This is a genomic window from Pseudomonas sp. E1BtOHC1 (genome assembly GCF_058744285.1).
Genome location: NZ_CP196023.1, coordinates 1,661,849 through 1,682,258 on the forward strand (window position 1 = coordinate 1,661,849; position 20,410 = coordinate 1,682,258).

18 protein-coding genes and 1 pseudogene are annotated in these 20,410 nt (G+C 62.8%); 9 read left to right on the forward strand and 10 right to left on the reverse strand.

What is annotated here, in order from left to right:
• Positions 1 to 9: 9 nt before the first annotated feature.
• The 5 genes from ACSSVC_RS07590 to antA form a co-directional block, all read right to left on the reverse strand.
• Positions 10 to 1,218, reverse strand: a complete 1,209-nt coding sequence (locus ACSSVC_RS07590; protein ID WP_346633719.1) for a benzoate/H(+) symporter BenE family transporter — start codon at positions 1,216 to 1,218, stop codon at positions 10 to 12.
• 183 nt (positions 1,219 to 1,401) lie between these two features.
• Positions 1,402 to 2,802 (reverse strand): amino acid permease, encoded by a 1,401-nt coding sequence (locus ACSSVC_RS07595; protein ID WP_233323814.1) that lies wholly within the window; start codon positions 2,800 to 2,802, stop codon positions 1,402 to 1,404.
• A 79-nt stretch (positions 2,803 to 2,881) separates the two neighbouring features.
• Positions 2,882 to 3,904: an anthranilate 1,2-dioxygenase electron transfer component AntC gene (gene antC / locus ACSSVC_RS07600; protein ID WP_492612128.1), complete on the reverse strand. Its 1,023-nt coding sequence runs from the start codon at positions 3,902 to 3,904 to the stop codon at positions 2,882 to 2,884.
• An 18-nt stretch (positions 3,905 to 3,922) separates the two neighbouring features.
• Positions 3,923 to 4,414 (reverse strand): anthranilate 1,2-dioxygenase small subunit, encoded by a 492-nt coding sequence (gene antB, locus ACSSVC_RS07605; protein ID WP_404938189.1) that lies wholly within the window; start codon positions 4,412 to 4,414, stop codon positions 3,923 to 3,925.
• A gap of 2 nt (positions 4,415 to 4,416) precedes the next feature.
• Positions 4,417 to 5,805, reverse strand: coding sequence for an anthranilate 1,2-dioxygenase large subunit (antA, locus tag ACSSVC_RS07610; RefSeq protein WP_404938190.1), 1,389 nt, complete (start codon positions 5,803 to 5,805; stop codon positions 4,417 to 4,419).
• A 336-nt stretch (positions 5,806 to 6,141) separates the two neighbouring features.
• On the opposite strand from antA, the gene ACSSVC_RS07615 reads away from it, so the two are divergent.
• Positions 6,142 to 7,155 carry an AraC family transcriptional regulator gene (locus ACSSVC_RS07615; protein WP_404938191.1) on the forward strand — a complete coding sequence of 338 codons (1,014 nt, stop codon included), beginning with the start codon at positions 6,142 to 6,144 and terminating at the stop codon, positions 7,153 to 7,155.
• A 208-nt stretch (positions 7,156 to 7,363) separates the two neighbouring features.
• Here the strand turns inward: ACSSVC_RS07615 and ACSSVC_RS07620 are convergent, their stop codons facing one another.
• Positions 7,364 to 7,837 carry an Lrp/AsnC family transcriptional regulator gene (locus ACSSVC_RS07620; RefSeq protein ID WP_102878281.1) on the reverse strand — a complete coding sequence of 158 codons (474 nt, stop codon included), beginning with the start codon at positions 7,835 to 7,837 and terminating at the stop codon, positions 7,364 to 7,366.
• Between the two features lie 188 nt (positions 7,838 to 8,025).
• On the opposite strand from ACSSVC_RS07620, the gene kynU reads away from it, so the two are divergent.
• From kynU to ACSSVC_RS07635, 3 genes and pseudogenes are all read left to right on the forward strand, one after another.
• Positions 8,026 to 9,276 (forward strand): kynureninase, encoded by a 1,251-nt coding sequence (gene kynU / locus ACSSVC_RS07625; protein ID WP_492612129.1) that lies wholly within the window; start codon positions 8,026 to 8,028, stop codon positions 9,274 to 9,276.
• Positions 9,277 to 9,386: 110 nt separating this feature from the next.
• Positions 9,387 to 10,800 (forward strand): annotated as a pseudogene (locus tag ACSSVC_RS07630) (amino acid permease); the annotation flags it as partial.
• A 5-nt stretch (positions 10,801 to 10,805) separates the two neighbouring features.
• On the forward strand, positions 10,806 to 11,231 hold the full coding sequence (locus ACSSVC_RS07635) for a transposase (protein WP_472978351.1): 426 nt from the start codon (positions 10,806 to 10,808) through the stop codon (positions 11,229 to 11,231).
• 277 nt (positions 11,232 to 11,508) lie between these two features.
• Here the strand turns inward: ACSSVC_RS07635 and ACSSVC_RS07640 are convergent, their stop codons facing one another.
• The 3 genes from ACSSVC_RS07640 to ACSSVC_RS07650 form a co-directional block, all read right to left on the reverse strand.
• Entirely contained in the window at positions 11,509 to 11,880 is a 372-nt protein-coding gene (locus ACSSVC_RS07640; RefSeq protein WP_346633715.1) for a MerR family DNA-binding protein, read from the reverse strand.
• Between the two features lie 62 nt (positions 11,881 to 11,942).
• Positions 11,943 to 12,518 carry an NAD(P)H-dependent oxidoreductase gene (locus ACSSVC_RS07645; RefSeq protein ID WP_346633714.1) on the reverse strand — a complete coding sequence of 192 codons (576 nt, stop codon included), beginning with the start codon at positions 12,516 to 12,518 and terminating at the stop codon, positions 11,943 to 11,945.
• Between the two features lie 56 nt (positions 12,519 to 12,574).
• Positions 12,575 to 13,456 carry a LysR family transcriptional regulator gene (locus ACSSVC_RS07650; RefSeq protein ID WP_404938193.1) on the reverse strand — a complete coding sequence of 294 codons (882 nt, stop codon included), beginning with the start codon at positions 13,454 to 13,456 and terminating at the stop codon, positions 12,575 to 12,577.
• 214 nt (positions 13,457 to 13,670) lie between these two features.
• On the opposite strand from ACSSVC_RS07650, the gene ACSSVC_RS07655 reads away from it, so the two are divergent.
• Positions 13,671 to 14,435 carry a sulfite exporter TauE/SafE family protein gene (locus ACSSVC_RS07655; RefSeq protein ID WP_492612130.1) on the forward strand — a complete coding sequence of 255 codons (765 nt, stop codon included), beginning with the start codon at positions 13,671 to 13,673 and terminating at the stop codon, positions 14,433 to 14,435.
• Between the two features lie 9 nt (positions 14,436 to 14,444).
• Here the strand turns inward: ACSSVC_RS07655 and ACSSVC_RS07660 are convergent, their stop codons facing one another.
• Positions 14,445 to 14,759 (reverse strand): putative quinol monooxygenase, encoded by a 315-nt coding sequence (locus ACSSVC_RS07660; protein WP_492612131.1) that lies wholly within the window; start codon positions 14,757 to 14,759, stop codon positions 14,445 to 14,447.
• 203 nt (positions 14,760 to 14,962) lie between these two features.
• Here ACSSVC_RS07660 and mdaB point away from each other — a divergent pair, with 203 nt between their 5' ends.
• The 4 genes from mdaB (at position 14,963) to ACSSVC_RS07680 (ending at position 20,208) form a co-directional block, all read left to right on the forward strand.
• Positions 14,963 to 15,553, forward strand: a complete 591-nt coding sequence (gene mdaB, locus ACSSVC_RS07665) for an NADPH:quinone oxidoreductase MdaB (protein ID WP_346633710.1) — start codon at positions 14,963 to 14,965, stop codon at positions 15,551 to 15,553.
• 75 nt (positions 15,554 to 15,628) lie between these two features.
• Positions 15,629 to 16,540, forward strand: a complete 912-nt coding sequence (locus ACSSVC_RS07670; protein WP_346633709.1) for a LysR substrate-binding domain-containing protein — start codon at positions 15,629 to 15,631, stop codon at positions 16,538 to 16,540.
• Between the two features lie 342 nt (positions 16,541 to 16,882).
• On the forward strand, positions 16,883 to 18,550 hold the full coding sequence (ggt, locus tag ACSSVC_RS07675; protein ID WP_492612132.1) for a gamma-glutamyltransferase: 1,668 nt from the start codon (positions 16,883 to 16,885) through the stop codon (positions 18,548 to 18,550).
• 212 nt (positions 18,551 to 18,762) lie between these two features.
• Positions 18,763 to 20,208 carry a SulP family inorganic anion transporter gene (locus ACSSVC_RS07680; protein WP_346633707.1) on the forward strand — a complete coding sequence of 482 codons (1,446 nt, stop codon included), beginning with the start codon at positions 18,763 to 18,765 and terminating at the stop codon, positions 20,206 to 20,208.
• The last annotated feature ends 202 nt before the right edge of the window (positions 20,209 to 20,410 follow it).

Here is a 20,410-nt window from a genome sequence, read left to right on the forward strand (position 1 = left end):
CGCTGGCCTTCAGGGTTTGGCGGCACGGGCGGCCAGCAGATTGACCCGGCCATGGATCAGCAGGTGCACGGTCAAGCCGGCCACCAGCCCCCAGAAGGCGCCGCCGACCCCGAGCAGGGTGACGTTGGCCGCGGTGGCGAGGAAGGTGATCAGCGCCGTTTCCCGGGTTGCTCCGTCGGCCATGGCATTGGCCAGGCTGCCGCCGATGGCACCCAACAGCGCTAGGCCCGCCAGGGTGGTGACAAAGGCCTTGGGCAGCACCATGAACAGGGTCGCCAGGGTCACGCCGAAGGTTCCCACGAGGAGGTAGAACACCCCGCAGGCAATGCCGGCGATGTAGCGCTTTTTCGGGTCCGGGTGCGCGTCCTCGCCGGTACAGATCGCCGCGGTGATCGCCGCCACGTTGAAGGCATGGGCGCCGAACGGTGCCATCAGCAGCGAACCCAGGCCAGTGACCGTGAGCAGTGGGTTGGCGCTGGTGCTGTAGCCGTCATTGCGCAGCACCAGCATCCCGGGCATGTACTGGCCGGTGAGGGTGATGACGAACAGCGGCAACGCCACTCCGAGCAAGGCTTGCAGGGAGAACTGCGGCGCGGTGAATACCGGTACTGCCAGGCTCAAGTGCACGGCAGAAAAGTCGATCCGCTGCTGAGCGATGAGCAGCCCCAGGCCGATGACCAGGATGCCCACCACGGCAAAGCGCGAGGTGAAACGCCGCAGCAAGGCGTAGGACACCAACAGCACGATCACCAGCAGCGGATCGGCACTGGCGCCGCCAAAAGCATTGATCCCGAACTGCAACAGGATGCCCGCCAGCAGGCCGGCGGCGATGCCCTTGGGGATCATCCGCACCAGTTTGTCGAAGGCCCCGGACCCGCCCAGAACAATGAAGCCCAGGGCCGAGATCAGGTAGGCACCGATCACCTCGGCATAGGGCGTGAACGGCATCACGGTGGCCAGGAACGCCGCGCCGGGGGTGGACCAGGCGGTGATGATCGGTGCCTTGTAACGCAGGCTCAGCCACAGCCCGGTCAGGCCCACGCCCACCGACACCGCCCAGACCCAGGAGGCCGTCTGGGCCGGTGACAGCCGCGCCAGTTCGGCAGCCTGGAACACCAGGACAAAGGTCCCGCCGTAGTTCACCAGCACTGAAATCAGCGCCGCCACGGTGGGCGAGAAAACATCGGTCCAGCGCAGGCTTGCTGCAGTTCTGTTCATAAGCCGCTCTCCATCGAGGAACAGGCTCCCTGGCTCATGTGCCGGGAGGGAGTCGATTCTAGATAGGGGGCGGATTGTTGTTTCAGGCCGCATTTGCCGTAATTGGCAGACCGCTTTTGAGCCGTCGACAAAAAAGCCCGGCCTTGATCAGGCCGGGCTTTGGGGGTGTTGCAACCCTGAGCCTTAGTGCAGGGCGGGCTGCCCGGCCTTGCGGGCATGACTCAGGCGATAGAAGCCCCAGATCACCAGGACCCACACCGGAATCGCATACACCGAGGCGCGAATGCCCGGGATCATCCACATCACGCCGACGATCATCACCATGAACGCCAGGCACAGGTAGTTGCTCAGTGGCGACCAGAAGGCCTTGAACGACGGCACCACGCCTTGCTCGGCCATGGCCTTGCGAAAGCGCAGGTGGGTCAGGCTGATCAGTGCCCAGTTGATCATCAGTGCCGCCACCACCAGGGCAAACAGCAGCTCCAGTGCTTCGTGGGGCGCCAGGTAGTTGACCAGTACGCAGAGCAGGGTGATCAGCGCGGAAATGCCCAGGGCCAGAATCGGCACGCCTTGCTTGTTGAGTTTCATCAGCGCCTTGGGTGCATCGCCCTGTTCGGCCAGGCCGTAGAGCATGCGGCTGTTGCAGTACACGCCGCTGTTGTACACCGACAGCGCCGCGGTCAGGACCACGAAGTTGAGGATCTGCGCCGCCGCATCACTGCCGATCAGCGAGAAGATCTTCACGAAAGGGCTGCTGCTGTAGGCGTCGCCGCCGGCGTTGAGGCTCACCAGCAGTTCATCCCATGGATACAGCGACAGCAGTACCGCCAGGGCGCCGACGTAGAAGATCAGCACCCGGTACACCACCTGATTGATGGCCTTGGGGATCACTTTGCGCGGTTCCGCGGCTTCGGCGGCGGTGATGCCCACCAGTTCCAGGCCGCCGAAGGAGAACATGATGAAGGCCATGGCCATCAGCAGGCCGGTGCCGCCATTGGGGAAGAAACCGCCGTGGGACCAGAGATTGCTCACCGACGCCTGGCTGCCGCCGCTGCCGCTGAACAGCATGTAGCAGCCGAGGACGATCATGCCGACGATGGCCACCACCTTGATGATGGCGAACCAGAACTCGGCTTCACCGAAGAACTTCACGTTCATCATGTTGATCAGGTTGACCAGCACGAAGAACACCGCGGCGCTGACCCAGGTGGGAATTTCCGGCCACCAGAACTGCACGTACTTGCCCACCGCGGTGAGCTCGGCCATGCCCACCAGGACATACAGCACCCAGTAGTTCCAGCCCGCGAGAAAGCCGAAGTAACCGCCCCAGTACTTGTGGGCGAAGTGGCTGAAAGAACCGGCCACTGGCTCCTCGACGATCATTTCCCCCAGCTGGCGCATGATCAGGAAGGCAATGAAACCGGCAATCGCATAGCCGAGGATCATCGAAGGTCCGGCGGACTTGAGCACCCCGGCCGAGCCGAGGAAGAGTCCGGTGCCGATCGCCCCGCCCAGGGCGATCAACTGAATATGGCGGTTCTTCAAGCCACGCTTGAGTTCACCTTGCTTCAAGGTCTGATCCACTAAATTGCGCTCTCTTCTAGTTGTTATCAGGACCGATCCCAGGCTGAACAGGACCGATCGCGGCTGAATGCTGACGGAATCAGATATTACTCTCGGTAAACCGCTCGTAATACAGCTGAACGCGGTTAAGTTGCTGTTCTTGCAGCCAGATCCGGATCGAATCGACCATCGGTGGCGGCCCGCAAACGTACAGGTCAGTGTCGTTGTCCCGCAGTTCGCTGCTGTCCAGGTGCTCGGTGATGTAGCCGCGCTTGCCCGACCAATCCGGGTCGGTGTCGCTGATTACCGGGGTGAAGCGAAACGCCGGCAAGCGCTCGCCCAGTGCCTGGATACGCTCCAGTTCGCACAGATCGGCACTGTGGCGCACGCCGTAGTACAGATGCAGTGGTTGCTGGCAGCCCTGCTCGACGACCTGTTCGAGCATCGCCAATAGCGCCGACAGTCCGGTGCCGCCGGCCACCAGCACCAGCGGACGGCTGATCTGGCGCAGGTAAAAGGCCCCCAGCGGCGCCTCCAGCGCAATGCTGTCGCCCACCAGGCAACGCTCGCGGATGTAGTTGCTCATCACCCCGTCGGGTAGCAGGCGGATCAGGAACTGCAGCTGGTTGTCCGCCCCCGGCCGGTTGGCGAAGGAGTAGGCCCGGCTGCTGTCGGTGCCAGGAATTCGCAGGCGCGCGTACTGGCCGGGGAGAAACTCCAGCGGTGCCTCGCTGCTGCCCAGGTCCAGGTGGAGGATGGCGGTGCTGTCCGACACTTGGCGCACATCGATCACCGAGCCTGTGCGCTGCAGCGGATCGGCGCTGTGGCACAGGCTGGAATCGAAGTCGAAGTAGAACGCCGCATCCGACTGCACCCGGGTCTGGCAGGTGAGCATCTTGCGTTGCTCCAGGTCCTGGGGCGAGAGGGCCTCCTCGTCCACATAGTCCTGGCTGTACTGGCCCGACTCGCAACGGCCCTGGCAGGTGCCGCAGACCCCTTCGCGGCAGTCCAGGGGGATCTTGATGCCGTTGCGCAGGGCGGCGTCGAGCAATATTTCATTGGCCTTGACCGGGAAGAACAGGGTCTTGCCGTCGGCAAAGCTGAACGCGACCTTGTGCGTCATGAAGAAATGTCCGTCGAGTCAGAGGTGGTAGAAATCGAGCACCGAGTTGATCGTGTCGTTGAGCAGCAGCACGTGCTTGCGCTGGATCAGCCAGCTGTCGCCGTGGGGCTTGAGGTCGTAGGTGGCGTGGCCATAGAAGTCCTCGGAGGTGGCCAGGCGATAGAACAGCGTGTGCCAGTTCAGGCGCACCTGCAGATGGCCGTTGTGGCCCTCGACGATCCGCAGGTTGCTGACCATGTGCAGGGTGCGCGGCATGGGAATGGTCGAGGCCGCCTTGCCGGTGCGCAGGCGGAATACCCGGTCCTCCAGCCCCGACCGGTTGGCGTAGTAGATCAGTGACATCTCGCGCTTCGGGTCCTGGGTGTAGACGTGTTCCGAGTCCCATTGCGGCAGGTGGAACTCGCTGTCCACGGCGAACAGCTGCAGGTAGGCGTCCCAGTCCTGGGCGTCGCAGAGTTCGGACTTGCGATAGAAGAATTGCTCGATCTGGTACTGCAATTGCGCATTCATGCTTACACCTCACGCAGTTTCAGGGGCTGGCGCTGCAGGCCGTCGAGGAGGAACTTCTGCCAGTTTCGGTGCTGGTTGACGTACAGCCCCTCATGGGTGATTTCGGTGCCGGTCATGGCCGGCTGGATGCCCAGGTTCTCGCTGTTGGCGGTGGGCCCGCTGACCCAGCGGTGATGGCCGCGCGAGACATCGCTCCAGCGCTCCAGGCGCCCCTGGAAACCGCGCTGGGCTTCGCGAAATTCCACCAGGTCGTCCGGCGTGCCCATGCCCGAAACGTTGAAGAAATCTTCGAACTGGCGGATGCGGTTTTCCCGGTCGGCGTCGCTCTCGCCCTTGACCCCGATGCACTGGCTGATGATCTCGGTCTTGTTCCAGGCAATGGGGCGGATGATCCGCAACTGCGAGCTGATCTGGTCAAGAAAGAACAGGCTCGGGTAGATGTTCAGGTTGCGCAGGCGGTGCATCATCCACTCGGCCTTGGCCTGGCCGTGTTCTTCCACCAGGCGCGGCATGATGCTGGCGTAACCGGAACGCACGGCCGGGTTGGGCATCTCGCTGAACAGCACGCTGTGGCCGTTGTTGAAGGCGAACCAGCCGTCGTCGGTGCTGGCGTCGCCGGCGCCCAGCTTGCTGTAGTCCAGGGTGGCGCTGCTGCCGGTGCCGTTATCGCTGTTGACCTGCTGGCGGTGCTGCACCGTGGCCACGTAGTTGTAGTGCACGGTGCTGACGTGATAACCGTCCAGGCCGTTCTCGTTCTGCAGCTTCCAGTTACCGTCGTAGGTGTAGGCCGACTTGCCCGGCAGCACCTCCAGTTCACCGTCGGGGGACTGGGCGACCATCATGTCGAAGAAGATCCGTGCATCGCCGAGGAAGTCTTCCAGGGAATTGTCGGCAGCCACGTCCAGGCTGATGAAGACAAAGCCCTTGTAGCTGTCGATGCGGGCCTTCTTCAGGCCACGGGTGGCCTTGTCGAAACCCTCGTCGTATTCCCCCGGCGCCTTGACCTTCACCAGGCGCCCGTCGCTCTTGTAGCACCAGGCGTGGAACGGGCAGGTGAAGGTCGACTGGTTGCCCTTGCCCACCCGGGTCAGGGTAGTGCCGCGGTGCTGGCAGGCGTTGATCAGGGCATTGAGCCGGCCTTCGCCGTCACGGGTGATGATCATCGGCTGGCGCCCGGCACGCATCGTGATGAAGTCGTGATTGTTGGGCAGTTCGCTTTCGTGACAGGCGTAGATCCAGTTCTTTTCGAAGATCAGCTCCATCTCCAGATCGAACAGCTCGGGTTCGGTGAACATCTCCCGGGCGATCCGGAACACCCCGTCCGCGGGGCGAAAATCCAGGCAGCTGTGGATGAAGTCTTGCCACTGCTCGACGTTTCTTGCACCACTCATGAGTCGGTACCTTTTTTATTCAGGCCAATCGGGTGCCGTCATTAGAGAGAGTGCAGGGCGCCGGTGGCTATCCGCTTAGTCGGCCAAGGCCATCCACAAAATTGCCTGGGTAGCCTCTACCCACAATCGTGCGGATAAGCGATCGACGGCTGCATCGCGGGGCGCTGATCGGCTACTGTGAGTCCTGCCAAAGAGGACGAGGGGGCGGGGTTATCCACTTAGTTGGCGATTGCTATCCATTGGGTTGGCAGCATCGTCGGCTGGCGCAAAACTTGCCCTGTCACACAAGACGCGCCGTCAGAGCGCGCTGAATAAAATTGCCGTGGGTGCGCCGTGATGAATAGCAAGGCTGATGGGCTGTTTCGCGAGATTCGGATCGATCGTTATGACCTCGAAGGGGCCAGGAACTGGATGGCGGGCATCTGCGGCCCCCACCGTCTGGAAACCGCGAACCCCGAACGCATCCGTTTTCACCACAGTGCCAATGTGCTCAGGTCGCGCTCCACGACCCTGGGCATCATCGAGTACGGCACCGATGTGGTGGTGGATATCGAGGACACCGAGCGCTTCAGCAGCTACAGCCTGAGCCTGCCCCTGTGCGGCGAGCAGGAACTGAGCAAGGACGGCCGCCTGCTGCGCTCGGATCGCGGCCAGGGAGTGATCATTGCCCCCAACGAAAGCCAGGTACTGGCCATCTCCGGAGACTGCCGCAAGTTGCAGGTGGTGATCTCCCGGCCGGCCATGAGCGAGGCCCTGGAAACCTTGCTGCAACGTCCGGTGCAGCAGCCGCTGCGCTTCGAACCGGCCATGGATGCACTGCATGGCGCCGCCGCGGCCTGGTGGCGCATGGCCCATCACTTCATTGGCGAACTGGCCCAGGGCAACGAGCTCTACGAGCAACTGGCCTTCACCCGGGAAATCGAAAGCTCCCTGATCAAGGGCCTGATCCTGGCCCAGCCCAACAACTACTCCACGGAGTTGCGGGCGATGCTCGGGGTCAAGCTGCCGCATTACCTGGTGCGTGCCCGCCAGTACCTGCACGAGCATGCCCGGGAGGCGGTGCACCTGGAGGACCTGGAAGCCGCCGCCGGCGTTTCGCGCTTCAAATTGTTCGAGGCCTTTCGCAAGTACTTCGCCCTGTCGCCCATGGCCTATCTCAAGCGCCATCGGCTCAATGGCGTGCGCCAGGACATTCTCGAACACGGCGCGGCGCGCAATATTTCCGAGATTGCCCTGGCCTGGGGTTTTACCCACCTGGGGCGGTTTTCCGCGGAGTACCGCAAGCTGTTCGACGAGGCGCCGAGCGCCACGGCCCAGCGCCACCAGGCGCGGCGCCCGGTGGGGTTCTAGGCTCTGTACGAAAACTACCTGCACTTCGATCAGACTGCGCACTGCGCACTGCGCGCCTTCGGCGCTACGTAGAAACAGGCTCGTGCGCGAGTCCGATCGAAATGCTCATTTAGGCCCCTAAAGTCGAACGCGACCCCGGCCGTTCCTCGCCTGTTTTTGCCTTGCCTGATCTTTGCTCGGCGAGTTTTCGTACAGACCCTAGGACGGGCTACTTGCGCAGCACCAGATCCAGCAGGCCGTCCTGTTCCTTGATCTTCTGCAAGACGATTTCCGAGCGGATGTCGGTGACCCCGGACGCGCGGTTCAGGTGATTGACGATGAAATCCGAGAAGTGCTTGAGGTTGCGCGCCCGGATGCGCAGCACGTAGTTGCTGGCGCCAGTGATCACGTAGGCGGCGACCACTTCCGGCCATTGCTGGACCTTGCTGATAAACGTCTCGTGCCAGCCTTCCACGTCCTGGCGCAGGGACACATGGACGATGGCTTCCAGCTCGATCCCCAGGCGCTCGGCGTTGAGCTGAGCGCGGTAGCCGCTGATGATGCCGTCGCCTTCGAGCATGCGCAGGCGGCGCAGGCAGGCGGAGGGTGAAAGGGCGACTTTCTCCGCCAGTTCCTGATTGCTGATACGCCCATCCTGTTGCAGGAAGTGCAGGATGCGCAGGTCGGTGGAGTCGAGGGTCATGGCTGGCATAAATCCGCGTTTTTTATTGGAGGATTAGAATTTTATTCGAGAGTAGTACGGTAACGCGCTGCACTTTGCACGAAAATTCTCCGCGGCTTCGTCCATTATTTCCTGAGTTTGCGGGTTGCCCAGACCCCGTGCCCGGCCCACGCAAGGCGGGCATGACATTGACCAAGACAGGACTTCCAATGATCGATAAAAACCACTGCCTGCGTCTCGATGAACAGGACCCACTGGCGCCGTTGCGCCAACAGTTCGCCTTGCCCGAAGGCGTGATCTACCTCGACGGCAACTCCCTGGGTGCTCGCCCTATGGCCTCCCTGGAGCGGGCCCGGCAAGTGATAGAGCAGGAGTGGGGCGACGGCCTGATCCGCAGCTGGAACAGCGCCGGCTGGCGCGACCTGCCCCAGCGCCTGGGGGACCGCCTGGCCCCATTGATCGGCGCCGGTAGCGGCGAAGTGGTGATCACCGACACCACCTCCATCAACCTGTTCAAGGTCCTCAGCGCCGCCCTGCAGGTGCAGGCCGAGCGCGCCCCCGAGCGGCGGGTGATCGTTTCCGAAAGCAGCAACTTTCCCACCGATCTGTACATCGCCGAAGGCCTGACCCGGATGCTCCAGCAGGGCTACTCCCTGCGCCTGGTAGACAGCCCGGAACAACTGCCGGCGGCGATCGACCAGGACACGGCGGTGGTGATGCTCACCCACGTCAACTACAAGACCGGCTACATGCACGACATGCAGGCCGTCACCGGGCTGATCCACGAAGCCGGCGCCCTGAGCCTCTGGGACCTGGCCCACTCGGCGGGCGCGGTGCCGGTGGAGTTGAACCGCAGCGGCGCCGACTACGCCATCGGCTGCACCTACAAATACCTCAATGGCGGTCCGGGTTCGCAAGCCTTCGCCTGGGTCGCTCCTGCCCTGTGCAATCTGGTGACCCAGCCACTGTCCGGCTGGTTCGGCCATGCCCGGCAGTTCGACATGGCCACCCATTACGAGCCCAGCAACGGCATTGCCCGCTACCTGTGCGGCACCCAGCCAATCACCTCCCTGGCCATGGTCGAGTGCGGCCTGGAAATCTTCGAACAGACCGATATCCAGAGCCTGCGGCGCAAGTCCCTGGCCCTGACCGACCTGTTCATCGAACTGGTGGAACAGCGTTGCGCCGGCCATGACCTGAAGCTGGTGACTCCGCGGGATCACGCCAAGCGCGGCAGCCACGTGAGCTTCGAACACCCCGAAGGCTACGCAGTGATCCAGGCCCTGATTGCCCGTGGTGTGATTGGCGATTATCGCGAGCCGCGGATCATGCGTTTCGGCTTCACCCCGCTCTACACCCGCTTCAGTGAGGTCTGGGAAGCGGTGCAGATCCTCGGTGAAATCCTCGATGAAAAAACCTGGGCCCAGGCGCAATTCCAGGTGCGTCACAGCGTGACCTGACCGGGCTCCTGCTTCCTGGTCGCCGCAGCCTGCGGTGATCAGGACAAGCGGCACAAGGATGGGCCGTCACATCGTTCATACGTGCACACAAAAATAAAGAGGCACTCAAAGTGACCACCTCCAACAAGGGTTTCGAAGCGATTTCCAATCGCGAGCACGGCCTCAGGCGTCAGCTGACCGCCGGCCAGATGAGCATGATCGCCATTGGCGGGGCCATCGGCACCGGCCTGTTCATGGGCAGTGCCTACGCCATTGGCTATGCCGGCCCCAGCGTGCTGTTGAGCTACGCCATCGGCGCGCTGATCACCCTGCTGCTGATGGGCTGCCTGGCGGAAATGACCGTGGCCCATTCCACCTCCGGTTCCTTCGGCGCCTATGCCGAGTTCTACATCAGTCCCCTGGCCGGGTTCCTGGTGCGCTATGCCTATTGGGCGGCCATCGTGCTGGCGGTGGGCGCCGAGGTCACGGCCATTGCCATGTACATGAAGTACTGGTTCGCCAACGTCCCGGAATGGGTGTGGATCGTCTCCTTCTCCAGCGTGCTGGTGCTGCTCAATGCCATCAGCGTGAAGACCTTCGGCAACTTCGAATACTGGTTCTCTACCATCAAGATCGCCGCCATCGTCGGTTTCATCCTCCTGGCGGTGTACGTGGTGTTCGGCTCCGGCAATCCTGACTACGGCGTGCACAACTACACTGCCCACGGCGGCTTCTTTCCCAATGGTTTCGAAGGCATGTGGATCGCGGTGATCGTGTCGATCTTCAGTTACCTGAGCGTGGAAATGATCGCGGTGGCGGCAGGGGAGGCCAAGGACCCGCAACGTGCGGTGAAGCAGGCGTTTCGCGCCACCATCGTGCGGCTGGTGGTGTTTTACCTGCTGACCCTGGCTCTGATGCTGGCCATCGTGCCCTGGGTCCAGGCGGGCAAGGCCCAGAGCCCGTTCGTTACGGTGATGCAGACTATCGGTATTCCCGGAGCCACCGGGGTGATGAACTTCGTGATCCTGATCGCGGCCCTGTCGGCGATGAACAGCCAGCTCTACATCACCACGCGGATGATGTTCAGCCTGTCCCGCGCCGGCTTTGCGCCAAAGTCCATGGGCGCCCTGAGCAAGACCGGGATTCCGCTGAATGCCTTGCTGCTGTCCAGCTCCGGTATCGCCCTGGCGACCCTGATCAACGTGCTGTACCCGGAGAGCTCATTCGTTCTGATGATGGCGATCTCGATGTTCGGCGCGATCTTCACCTGGTTCATGATCTTCCTCACCCACTACTGCTTCCGCCGTTATCACCAGCGTCAGGGTGAACAGCAACTGTCGTTTCGCATGCGTCTGTTTCCCTACAGCACCCTGCTGGGGCTGGTACTGATGGGAGCGGTGATGATCACCACCTTCTTCACCGAGGCGTTCAAGATGACCCTGGTGTTCGGGGTGCCCTTCCTGCTGTTGCTGACCCTGGTCTACTGCCTGTGCTTCCGTAAGCCCAGGACGGTCGCCGGACTGTCCGAGGTCTGAGGCCACGCCTCCCGGATGTCCAGCAGCTTGGCCTGCTCTCGTACGTATAGCTCGTACGTATCGGTGGAGGCCGGTGTACCGGCCGATCACCCCATTCGTAGGCTTCGCATCTTGGTCGATACGATTCTCCGCGAGCTGAGCGATCTGCTGGACACCCGCTATGCGGACGCTGGGCGGCCGTCGATTCCGTCTGAGCGGATTCTCCGGGCATCGCGGGTGCAGGTTGTGTATAGCGTGCGTAGTGAGCGACTAAGGAGGGTGGTTAGGTCTCGCCACCTTGCGAGGCTGGGTCACCTGGGCCTTAGCGGCTTACAATGTGATCCGCCTGGGCGCAATCGCTGGGTGGTGGCAGCCATCCCCGACTTGAGTTGTGGTGAGTGTCGCGCTTGCGACGAACGAGCTGACTTGAAAATCGAAAGCCTTCAAAGGTGCTGCGCATGACAAATTGGCAACGTGGTGACTTAGTCGAGCTAGACGGCCTTCTTGCGGTCGTGGTCGGCATTGAGGGGGACCCAAATGTCCCCGAGGAACACATCGCAGCTTGGTTTGGTGCCCCAAGTTGCATCCGAAAGTCTGAGGGCGGAGCTGGTGGAGCGAGTCCGGAGGTCTGGACGGTGCCAGCGTACTTGTTCGTGCGAGCCGCTGAGCCTGATTGGCGTCACTAATTAATTGAGTTTTCTATCGGAATGCACTTTTCTGCTCCTTTCTTAACGACCCGCTAGAGGCTGCCCAGGGGGCACTCCTCGCGAGCCTGTTGCAGGCTGGTCTCGAAGACTTCGAGCCGGCTCTGCAACTGCTGCAAGTCATCGATCTGTTGTTGCAGCTCGCGCCTCTTTTGCGCCAGGGCGGCCTGGGCCCGATCCCAGGGGAACGCCTGGCCCGCGTGCGTGGCGAACACCTGCTGCAATTCCTTGAGCTTGAAACCCAGCTGCTGGGCGCACTTGATGAACATCAGCTGTTCGACGCTCTGGGCGTCATACAACCGATAGCGGCCCTGGCGCGGCGCGGCCGGCAGCAGGCCGATGGCTTCGTAATGGCGGATGCTCTTGACTGTGGTCCCGGACAGTTGCGCGGCTTGGCCGATGTACATGAAAACTCCTTGTTCAGTACCGGTTGCGGGCGGTGGACGGCGTTGCGCATTATCCGGCGGATTCACAGCCTGGCAAGGTACTGCGCCTGCATCAGCCAATCGGCCTTGCGCTCTTCACTGGCGTCCAGCACCGGGCCAAAGGTCAAGGTGCGCAGCGGCTTGATGCCACAGAAGGCCAGGGTGGTGCGGCGCATCTGCTGCAAGCCGGGCATGCGATAGAACCAGCGGAAATACCAGGGCGGGGTGTCCATGGTCACCAGCAGGTGGGCGGTGCGGCCCTTGAGCAGTTGCTCGGGAAAGGCCTTGCCGGGGCGGTACTTGAAGGCGAAGCCCGGCAGCAGTACGCGGTCGAGAAAACCCTTCATCAGGGCCGGAATCCCGCCCCACCAGATGGGGAACACCCAGGTCAGGTGTTCGGCCCAGAGGATGTCGGCCTGAGCCTGTTGCAGATCGGTCTCCAGGGGCTGGATCTGCCGGTAGCCTTCGCGCAGCACCGGATCGAAGTGCAGGTCGCCGAGCCTGAGCTGGCGCACTTCATGACCGGCCTCTTGCGCTGCCTTCACGTAGCGCTCGCTCAATGCCGCGCACAGGCTGTGGCGCGAAGGGTGGCCGAGAATCACCAGGATGCGTTTGCTCATTGCCGTGGTCCTTGAGGAATAAACCTCAAGGCTAAAGTCTGCCCCTAAGGGGAGAGTCAAGGCGGCAGCAATGCCGCGCACAAACCTTGGGCATACAGCGGCAGTGCCGCGAAGTCGCGGGCGCACAACAGCAACCGGCGACGGGCCCAGGCTTCGCTCAAGGGGCGCGACTGCAAGGGCAGGTGACGGTTGCGCTCCAGGGCCGCCAGGGGCACCAGCGCCAGCCCGGCACCACGGGCCACCATGCGCAGCAGGGCGTCGAAACCTTCGGCGCGGATGCGCAGTTGCATGCGTCGTCCCAGGTGCAGGGCCTGTTCCTCCAGATACACCGCCAGGGCGCTGTGGCTGGCCAGGCCCACGTAGTCGTGGGCCAGGGTGTCGCTGAAACTGGGGGTGGGCTGCAGGCTCAGTGGGTGATCCAGGGGCATCACCAGGACCAGCGGATCATCACGCAAGGGTCGGCTCATCAGCCCCTGGATATCCACCGCGTCGGAGACGATACCCAGGTCTGCCGCGCCCTGGCGCAAGGCGTGGGTGATGCGCTGGCTGGGCAGTTCCTGCAGGTCGATATCCACCTGGGGATGGTTGCACAGGAAGTCCGCCAGCAACTCTGGCAGGTACTCGCTGAGGGCGGTGGTGTTGCACAGCAAGCGCACCTGCCCCTTGATTCCCTTGGCGTATTCGGCGAGGTCCTGTTGCAGGTGTTCGGCGTACAGCAGCAGCGTCCGGGCATGTTGGGCCAGGGCCTTGCCGGCGGGTGTCGGGCTGATGCCGCGGCGCCCGCGTTCGAGAAACTCGATGCCCAGGGAGGCTTCCATGGCGCGGATTCGAGCGCTGGCGGCGGCCAGGGACAGATGGCTGCGAGCGGCCCCGGCGGTGATGTTGCCGGCCTCGAGAACGTTCAGGTACAGCCGCAGGTCGATCAGATCGAAGTGCATGAATGATTCCCCAACCAGCAGTTTCTTATGCAGGAGCCGACTTGCCGGCGAAGAGGCCTTCGGATTTTGCACCGGGCTTGAGCGCGCCTTCGCTGGCAAGCCAGCTCCTACGGATGTGTGGGCAATAGGTTTTGTATATGCCTATTGCCTGACAAGAGGCTGGCTCAGTATATGGCAGATTTCCAGCTCGGCGAGCAGGGCGCAGGATAGGCCCATGAACAGCTCTCTCGCGTTTTATCAGAATCTAGGCATGGCCCTTTCTCTGCTGGTCATCGGCACCTTCGTACTGGCCGGCATGGTCAAGGGGGTGATCGGTCTCGGGCTGCCCACCATTGCCATGGGCTTGCTGGGGTTGGCTATGGATCCGACGCAGGCTGCGGCCTTGCTGATCATTCCGGCGACCCTGACCAACCTCTGGCAACTGGCCTTTGGCGGGCACCTGCCGGCCTTGCTCAAGCGTCTGTGGCCGATGCTGCTGGCGATTTTCGTCGGCACTGCAGCCGGTTCCCTGTGGCTGGGCCTCGATGGCGGGCATGGGGTGGTGCGGGGGCTGGGGGGCGCCTTGCTGTTGTATGCGCTGAGCGGACTGTTGCTGCCGAGCTTGCGGCTCGCCCCTGCCCATGAGTGCTGGCTGGCACCGCTGTGCGGGCTGATCACCGGCGTCATCAGCAGCGCCACCGGAGTGTTCGTGATCCCGGCGGTGCCCTATCTGCAGGCTCTGGGCTTGAACAAGGAGCAGTTGGTGCAGGCCCTGGGCCTGTCGTTCACCGTCTCGACCCTGGCCCTGGCCGCCGGCTTGCTGTGGCGTGGCGCTCTGGGCAGCGCTGAGCTGGGGGCTTCATTGCTGACCCTGGCCCCGGCGCTGTTGGGCATGTGGCTGGGGCAATGGTTGCGCCAGCGCATCAGCGCGCTGCTGTTCAAGCGGGCGTTCTTTATCGGCCTGGGGCTGCTGGGTGGGCATTTGTTGATCAGTGGCTAGACCTTTTGCTCAGCGGCCAGCCGCAGCCGGGCTGAGCATGTCGATGGCGCGGATCTCGAAGTCCTGCTCCAGGTAGTCCATGCGGGCCTCAAGGAACTGCCGCATGTGCGGCAGGTTGGAGTGGATATCCAGCGCCTCCTGGGAGGCCCAGACCTCGTAGAAAATGAACAGGCTCGGGTCCTGCCGGTCCCGCAGCATGTGGTATTCGATGCAGCCTGCTTCGGCGCGACTGGCCGCCACGTGCCCGAGGAAGAAGGCTTCGAAAGCGTCGGCGCGCTCGGGACGGGTCTTGGCGTGGAGGATAAAGGCCTGGGGCGTGGACATGCTGTAAGCGCTCGCTGCGTTGGAGGATGTTGAAAATTCTAAGGCAACAATCCGCTGTCGATTCGTGCGTTTGAGTCAAATGTATTTTGAACAACCCGGGCTTATTCTCCGGCCCTTGCCTGATTACCCTGCCGCCATCGTTTTCAATCTTCACAGCCCGCCGCTACCGATGCGCAACGGGTTGTTCCCGATGAGGCTGGATCATGAAAAAAGTACTGCTGCTCAATGGCGCCAAGCAATTCGCCCACTCCGATGGCCGCTACAACGCTACCCTGCACGACACCGCCCTGGCGGTACTGGATCGTGGCGGCCTGGAGGTCAAGGTCACTCACATCGACGAGGGCTATGACATCCAGGAGGAAGTGGCGAAGTTTCTCTGGGCTGACGTGATCATCTATCAGATGCCCGGCTGGTGGATGGGGGCGCCGTGGATCGTCAAGAAGTACATCGACGAAGTCTTCACCGAAGGCCACGGCAGCCTCTACGCCAGCGATGGCCGGACCCGTTCCGACGCCTCGCAGAAGTACGGCAGCGGCGGCCTGATCCAGGGCAAGCAGTACATGCTGTCGCTGACCTGGAACGCACCGCAGCAGGCCTTCGACGACCCCAGCGACTTCTTCGAAGCCAAGGGCGTGGACGCGGTGTACTTTCCATTCCACAAGGCCAACCAGTTCCTCGGCATGAGCGGTCTACCGACCTTTCTCTGTGTCGACGTGATGAAGCGCCCGAACATCGAAGGCGACGTGCAGCGTTACGCGGAGCACCTCAAGGCGGTGTTCAATCTCCCGGGCTGAATCCGGCTACTATTGAGAGCCTTGAGGCCGGCCTCTGGTTTTGCGGGGGCCTACCACCGCTGATAAAGGACTCCTGTGAAAGCCCGATCCGACGAGTTGCAAGTGTTCGTCTGCGTCATCGAGTGCGGTTCGATTTCCGCCGCCGCCGAGCAATTGGCCCAGACCCCTTCGGCGGTCAGCCGCACCTTGTCGCGGCTGGAGGCCAAGCTCGACACCACGCTGATCAACCGCACCACTCGGCGCATGGACCTGACCGAAGAAGGGCGCTATTTCTTCGAGCAGGCCAAGCTGATTCTCGACCAGATGGACGAGCTCGAAGAGCGCCTGTCCTCGCGCCAGCGCAACCCGTCCGGGCGCCTGCGGATCAACGCCGCGGCGCCCTTCATGCTGCACGCCATCGTTCCCTACGTGGCCGAGTTCCGGAGCCTGTACCCGGATATCCAGCTGGAGCTCAACAGCAACGACCTGATCATCGACCTGCTGGAGCAGAGCACCGACATCGCCATTCGCATCGGCGTGTTGGCGGACTCGACCCTGCATGCCCGCTCCCTGGGCTGCAGCCCGCTGCATATCCTCGCCAGCCCGGACTACCTGGCCCGCCACGGCACGCCGCAAAGCGTGGCCGAACTGGCCGAACACACCTTGCTGGGCTTCACCCAGACCGAGACTCTCAATCACTGGCCATTGCGCCATGTGCACGGTGACCGCTGGCAGATCCAGCCGGGCATCAGTGCTTCCAGCGGCGAGACCCTGCGCCACCTGGCGCTGGAGGGGCAGGGCATTGCCTGCCTGTCGCATTTCATGACCATCGACGACATCCGCGCCGGGCGCCTGCAACCGGTGCTGGCCTCGTTCAACAGCGGTTATCGCCAGCCGATCAACGCGGTGTACTACCGCAACTCGCAACTGGCCCTGCGCATCCAGTGCTTCCTGGATTTCATCCAGGGCAAGCTGGCGGACTACGCCAACCCCCAGTTCCAAGGCTGAAGGCTTCCCCGTTCCCTGCCTGTCCCTCGTAGGAGCCGGCTTGCCGGCGAAGGGGTCCTCGGATTTTGCGCAAGTCTCGAAATCGCCTTCGCTGGCAAGCCAGCTCCTACGGTGGCCGCACGCAGTGGATCTCTCTGGCAACCGATCCCTTGTAGGAGTCGGCTCGCCGGCGAAGAGACCCCGGGTTTTGTGCAAGTCCCGAAATCGCCTTCGCTGGCAAGCCAGCTCCTACGGTCATCCATGTTTGTGGGTTGGGACGGGTGTACTGCGATTGGCGATTGCCCAAACCCAGGTTCCGGGCCTATGTTCTTGCCGTTCGATAACAAGAAAAGGAAGGACCTTATGCGCATTCTGTTGTTCAAGTCCCTGGCCCTGACGGCCGCCATCGCCGCCAGCAGTTCGGCTTTTGCCGTGACCCTGGAAGGCGGTGCGGTGGCCGCGCCCAACCAGTACGGCGCCGATGTCGCGGCGCAAATCCTGAAGAAGGGCGGTAACGCGGTGGACGCCGCGGTGGCCACGGCCTTCGCTCTGGCAGTGACCTACCCCGAAGCCGGCAACATCGGCGGTGGCGGTTTCATGACGATGTACGTCGACGGCAAACCCTACTTCCTCGACTACCGGGAAACCGCGCCCAAGGCCGCGACCCGGGACATGTACCTGAATGAAAAGGGCGAGGTGATCGAGAACCTGAGCCTGGTGGGCGCCCGCGCCGCCGGGGTGCCGGGCACGGTGATGGGCCTGTGGGAAGCTCACCAGAAGTTCGGCAAGTTGCCGTGGAGCGAGTTGATCACTCCGGCCGTGGGCTACGCGAAAAACGGCTTCAAGGTGGCGGACAAGCAGTACCAGTACCGCGAGGATGCGTTGAAGCTGTTCAACGGCACCACCAACTTCGGCGACTACTTCGGCAGCATGAAGCCGGGTGAAACCTTCCGTCAGCCGGAGCTGGCCGCCACCCTGGAACGCATCGCCGACCAGGGCGCCAAGGAGTTCTACAGCGGCAAGACCGCCGACTTGCTGGTGGCGCAGATGCAGGCCGACAAAGGCCTGATCACCAAGCAGGACCTGCAGGACTACAAGGTCCAGTGGCGCCAGCCGCTGCAGGTCACCTTCCGCGGCAACACCCTGTACACCGCACCGCCGCCCAGTTCCGGCGGGGTGGCTCTGGCGCAGTTGATCAGCATCAAGGAAGAGCGCGCTGCAGACTTCAAGGGCGTCGAGTTGAACTCGGCCAAGTACATTCACCTGTTGGCGGAAATCGAAAAACGCGTGTTCGCCGACCGCGCCGACTACCTGGGCGATCCGGCGTTCTCCGAGGTGCCGGTCAAGCAACTGACCGACCCGGCCTATCTGAAAAAGCGCGCCGCCGAGGTCAACCCGAATGCCATCTCGGCCACCGAAAAAGTGCGCCCCGGGCTTGAGCGGCACCAGACCACTCACTTCTCCATTGTCGATGCCCAGGGCAACGCGGTGAGCAACACCTACACCCTGAACTGGGATTACGGCAGCGGTGTGGTGGTCAAGGGCGCAGGCTTTCTGCTCAATGATGAAATGGACGACTTCAGCGCCAAGCCAGGCGTAGCCAACGCCTTCGGCGTGGTGGGTGGCGATGCCAACGCCATCGCCCCGGGCAAGCGCATGCTGTCGTCCATGAGCCCGAGCCTGGTGACCCGCGACGGCAAGGTCACCCTGGTGCTGGGCACCCCCGGTGGTTCGCGGATCTTCACCTCGATCTTCCAGGTGCTGAACAACCTCTATGACTACAACCTGCCCCTGGAAAAAGCCGTGGCCGCGCAGCGCCTGCATCACCAACTGCTGCCCAAGGACACGATCTACTACGACGCCTATGCGCCGCTCACCGGCAAGGTCGCCGATGAGCTGAAAACCATGGGCTACACCCTGGAAGACCAGGGTTGGGAGATGGGCGATATCCAGGCGATCCGGGTCAACGGCACCCAGCTTGAAACCGCTTCCGACCCACGCGGCCGCGGTGTCGGCAAGGTCGTCAAATAACCGCTGAACCCCGGTAGGAGCCGGCTTGCCGGCGAAAGGGCCCGTGAATCTGATGCCAGATCCAACGGCCTCTTCGCTGGCAAGCCAGCTCCTACATTCGTTGTGCAGGCTCCGACGGCCGGCTGGTCGCCGGAGGCTCAATTCCGTAACATTCCCCGCCTTCTTTCCGCTCTCCCAGGGCCGCGTCCGTCGGTCCGCCTATCAGGTCAATCATGAAAGCAAAACGTCTGCGTGCCGATGTCCTGGCCGGACTCACAACCTCGTTCGCCTTGTTGCCCGAATGCATCGCCTTCGCCCTGGTGGCCCATCTCAATCCATTGATGGGCCTGTATGGCGCCTTCTTCATCTGCACCCTGACGGCGCTGTTCGGCGGTCGGCCGGGCATGGTGTCCGGCGCTGCCGGTTCCATGGCGGTGGTGATCGTCGCCCTGGTGGTGCAGCACGGGGTGCAGTACCTGCTGGCCACGGTGTTGCTGGGCGGGCTGGTGATGGTCGCCTTTGGCCTGCTGCGCCTGGGCAAGCTGGTGCGCATGGTGCCGCACCCGGTGATGCTGGGTTTCGTCAACGGCCTGGCGATCGTCATTGCCCTGGCTCAGCTGGAGCATTTCAAGAGTGGTGAGCATTGGCTCAGCGGCCAGCCGCTGTACCTGATGGCCGGGCTGGTGGCGCTGACCATGGCCATTGTCTACCTGCTGCCACGGCTGACTCGGGCCGTGCCGCCGGCCCTGGTGGCGATTCTCGGCGTGGGCTTGCTGGTGTACCTGCTGGGCCTGCCGACCCGCACCCTGGGTGACATGGCCCACATCGCCGGTGGCCTGCCGAGCCTGGCGCTGCCCCAAGTGCCGTGGAACCTGGAAACCCTGGGCATCATTGCGCCCTACGCGTTTCTGATGGCCATGGTCGGCCTGCTGGAAACCCTGCTGACCCTGAACCTCACTGACGAAATCACTGAGAGCCGCGGCTACCCGGACCGCGAATGCGTGGCCCTGGGCGCGGCCAATGTGGTTTCGGGAATGTTCGGCGGCATGGGCGGCTGCGCGATGATCGGCCAGACCGTGATCAACCTCAGTTCCGGTGGCCGCGGGCGCTTGTCCGGGGTGGTGGCCGGGGGGCTGATCCTGCTGTTCGTGCTGTTCCTGTCGCCGCTGATCGAGCGCATTCCCTTGGCGGCGCTGGTGGGGGTGATGTTCGTGGTGTCGCAGCAGACCTTTGCCTGGGCCTCGTTGCGGGTGATCAACAAGGTGCCGATGAACGACGTGCTGGTGATCCTCGCCGTGACCGTGATCACAGTGTTCACCGACCTGGCCATGGCGGTGTTCTGCGGCATTGTGATCGCGGCCCTCAACTTCGCCTGGCAGCAGGCCCGGGAGCTGTACGCCGATGCTCACCTGGAGGCCGACGGCAGCAAGCTCTATCACTTGCACGGGACCCTGTTCTTCGCATCCACCACGCCGTTTCTCAATCAGTTCGACCCGGCGGGTGACCCGCAGCAGGTGACCGTCGACTGCCGCCACCTGAGCTTTGTCGACTACTCGGCCGTCGCCGCCTTGAAGACCTTGCGCGAGCGTTATGCCAAGGCCGGCAAGCAGCTACGGGTGCTGCACCTGTCGGAGCGATGCAAGAAACTGCTGAAACGGGCCCGGGTGCAACACGACTGAGGCCTGCGGGCGAGTGAGAGAGCTCGCCCGTTTTTCAGTGATAGGGGGTGAAAATACCCACTGCGGATTTTCATCGCCGCCGCTTTTGCATAGCTGTTCGCGACAAAGCCTGCCTCTTTACGAAAATTAGTTTCACTTGGCTTGAGACTCATCTCCTTAAGTGATTAATGAGTTTCACAACCATTCCAAAGTGACACTGTCT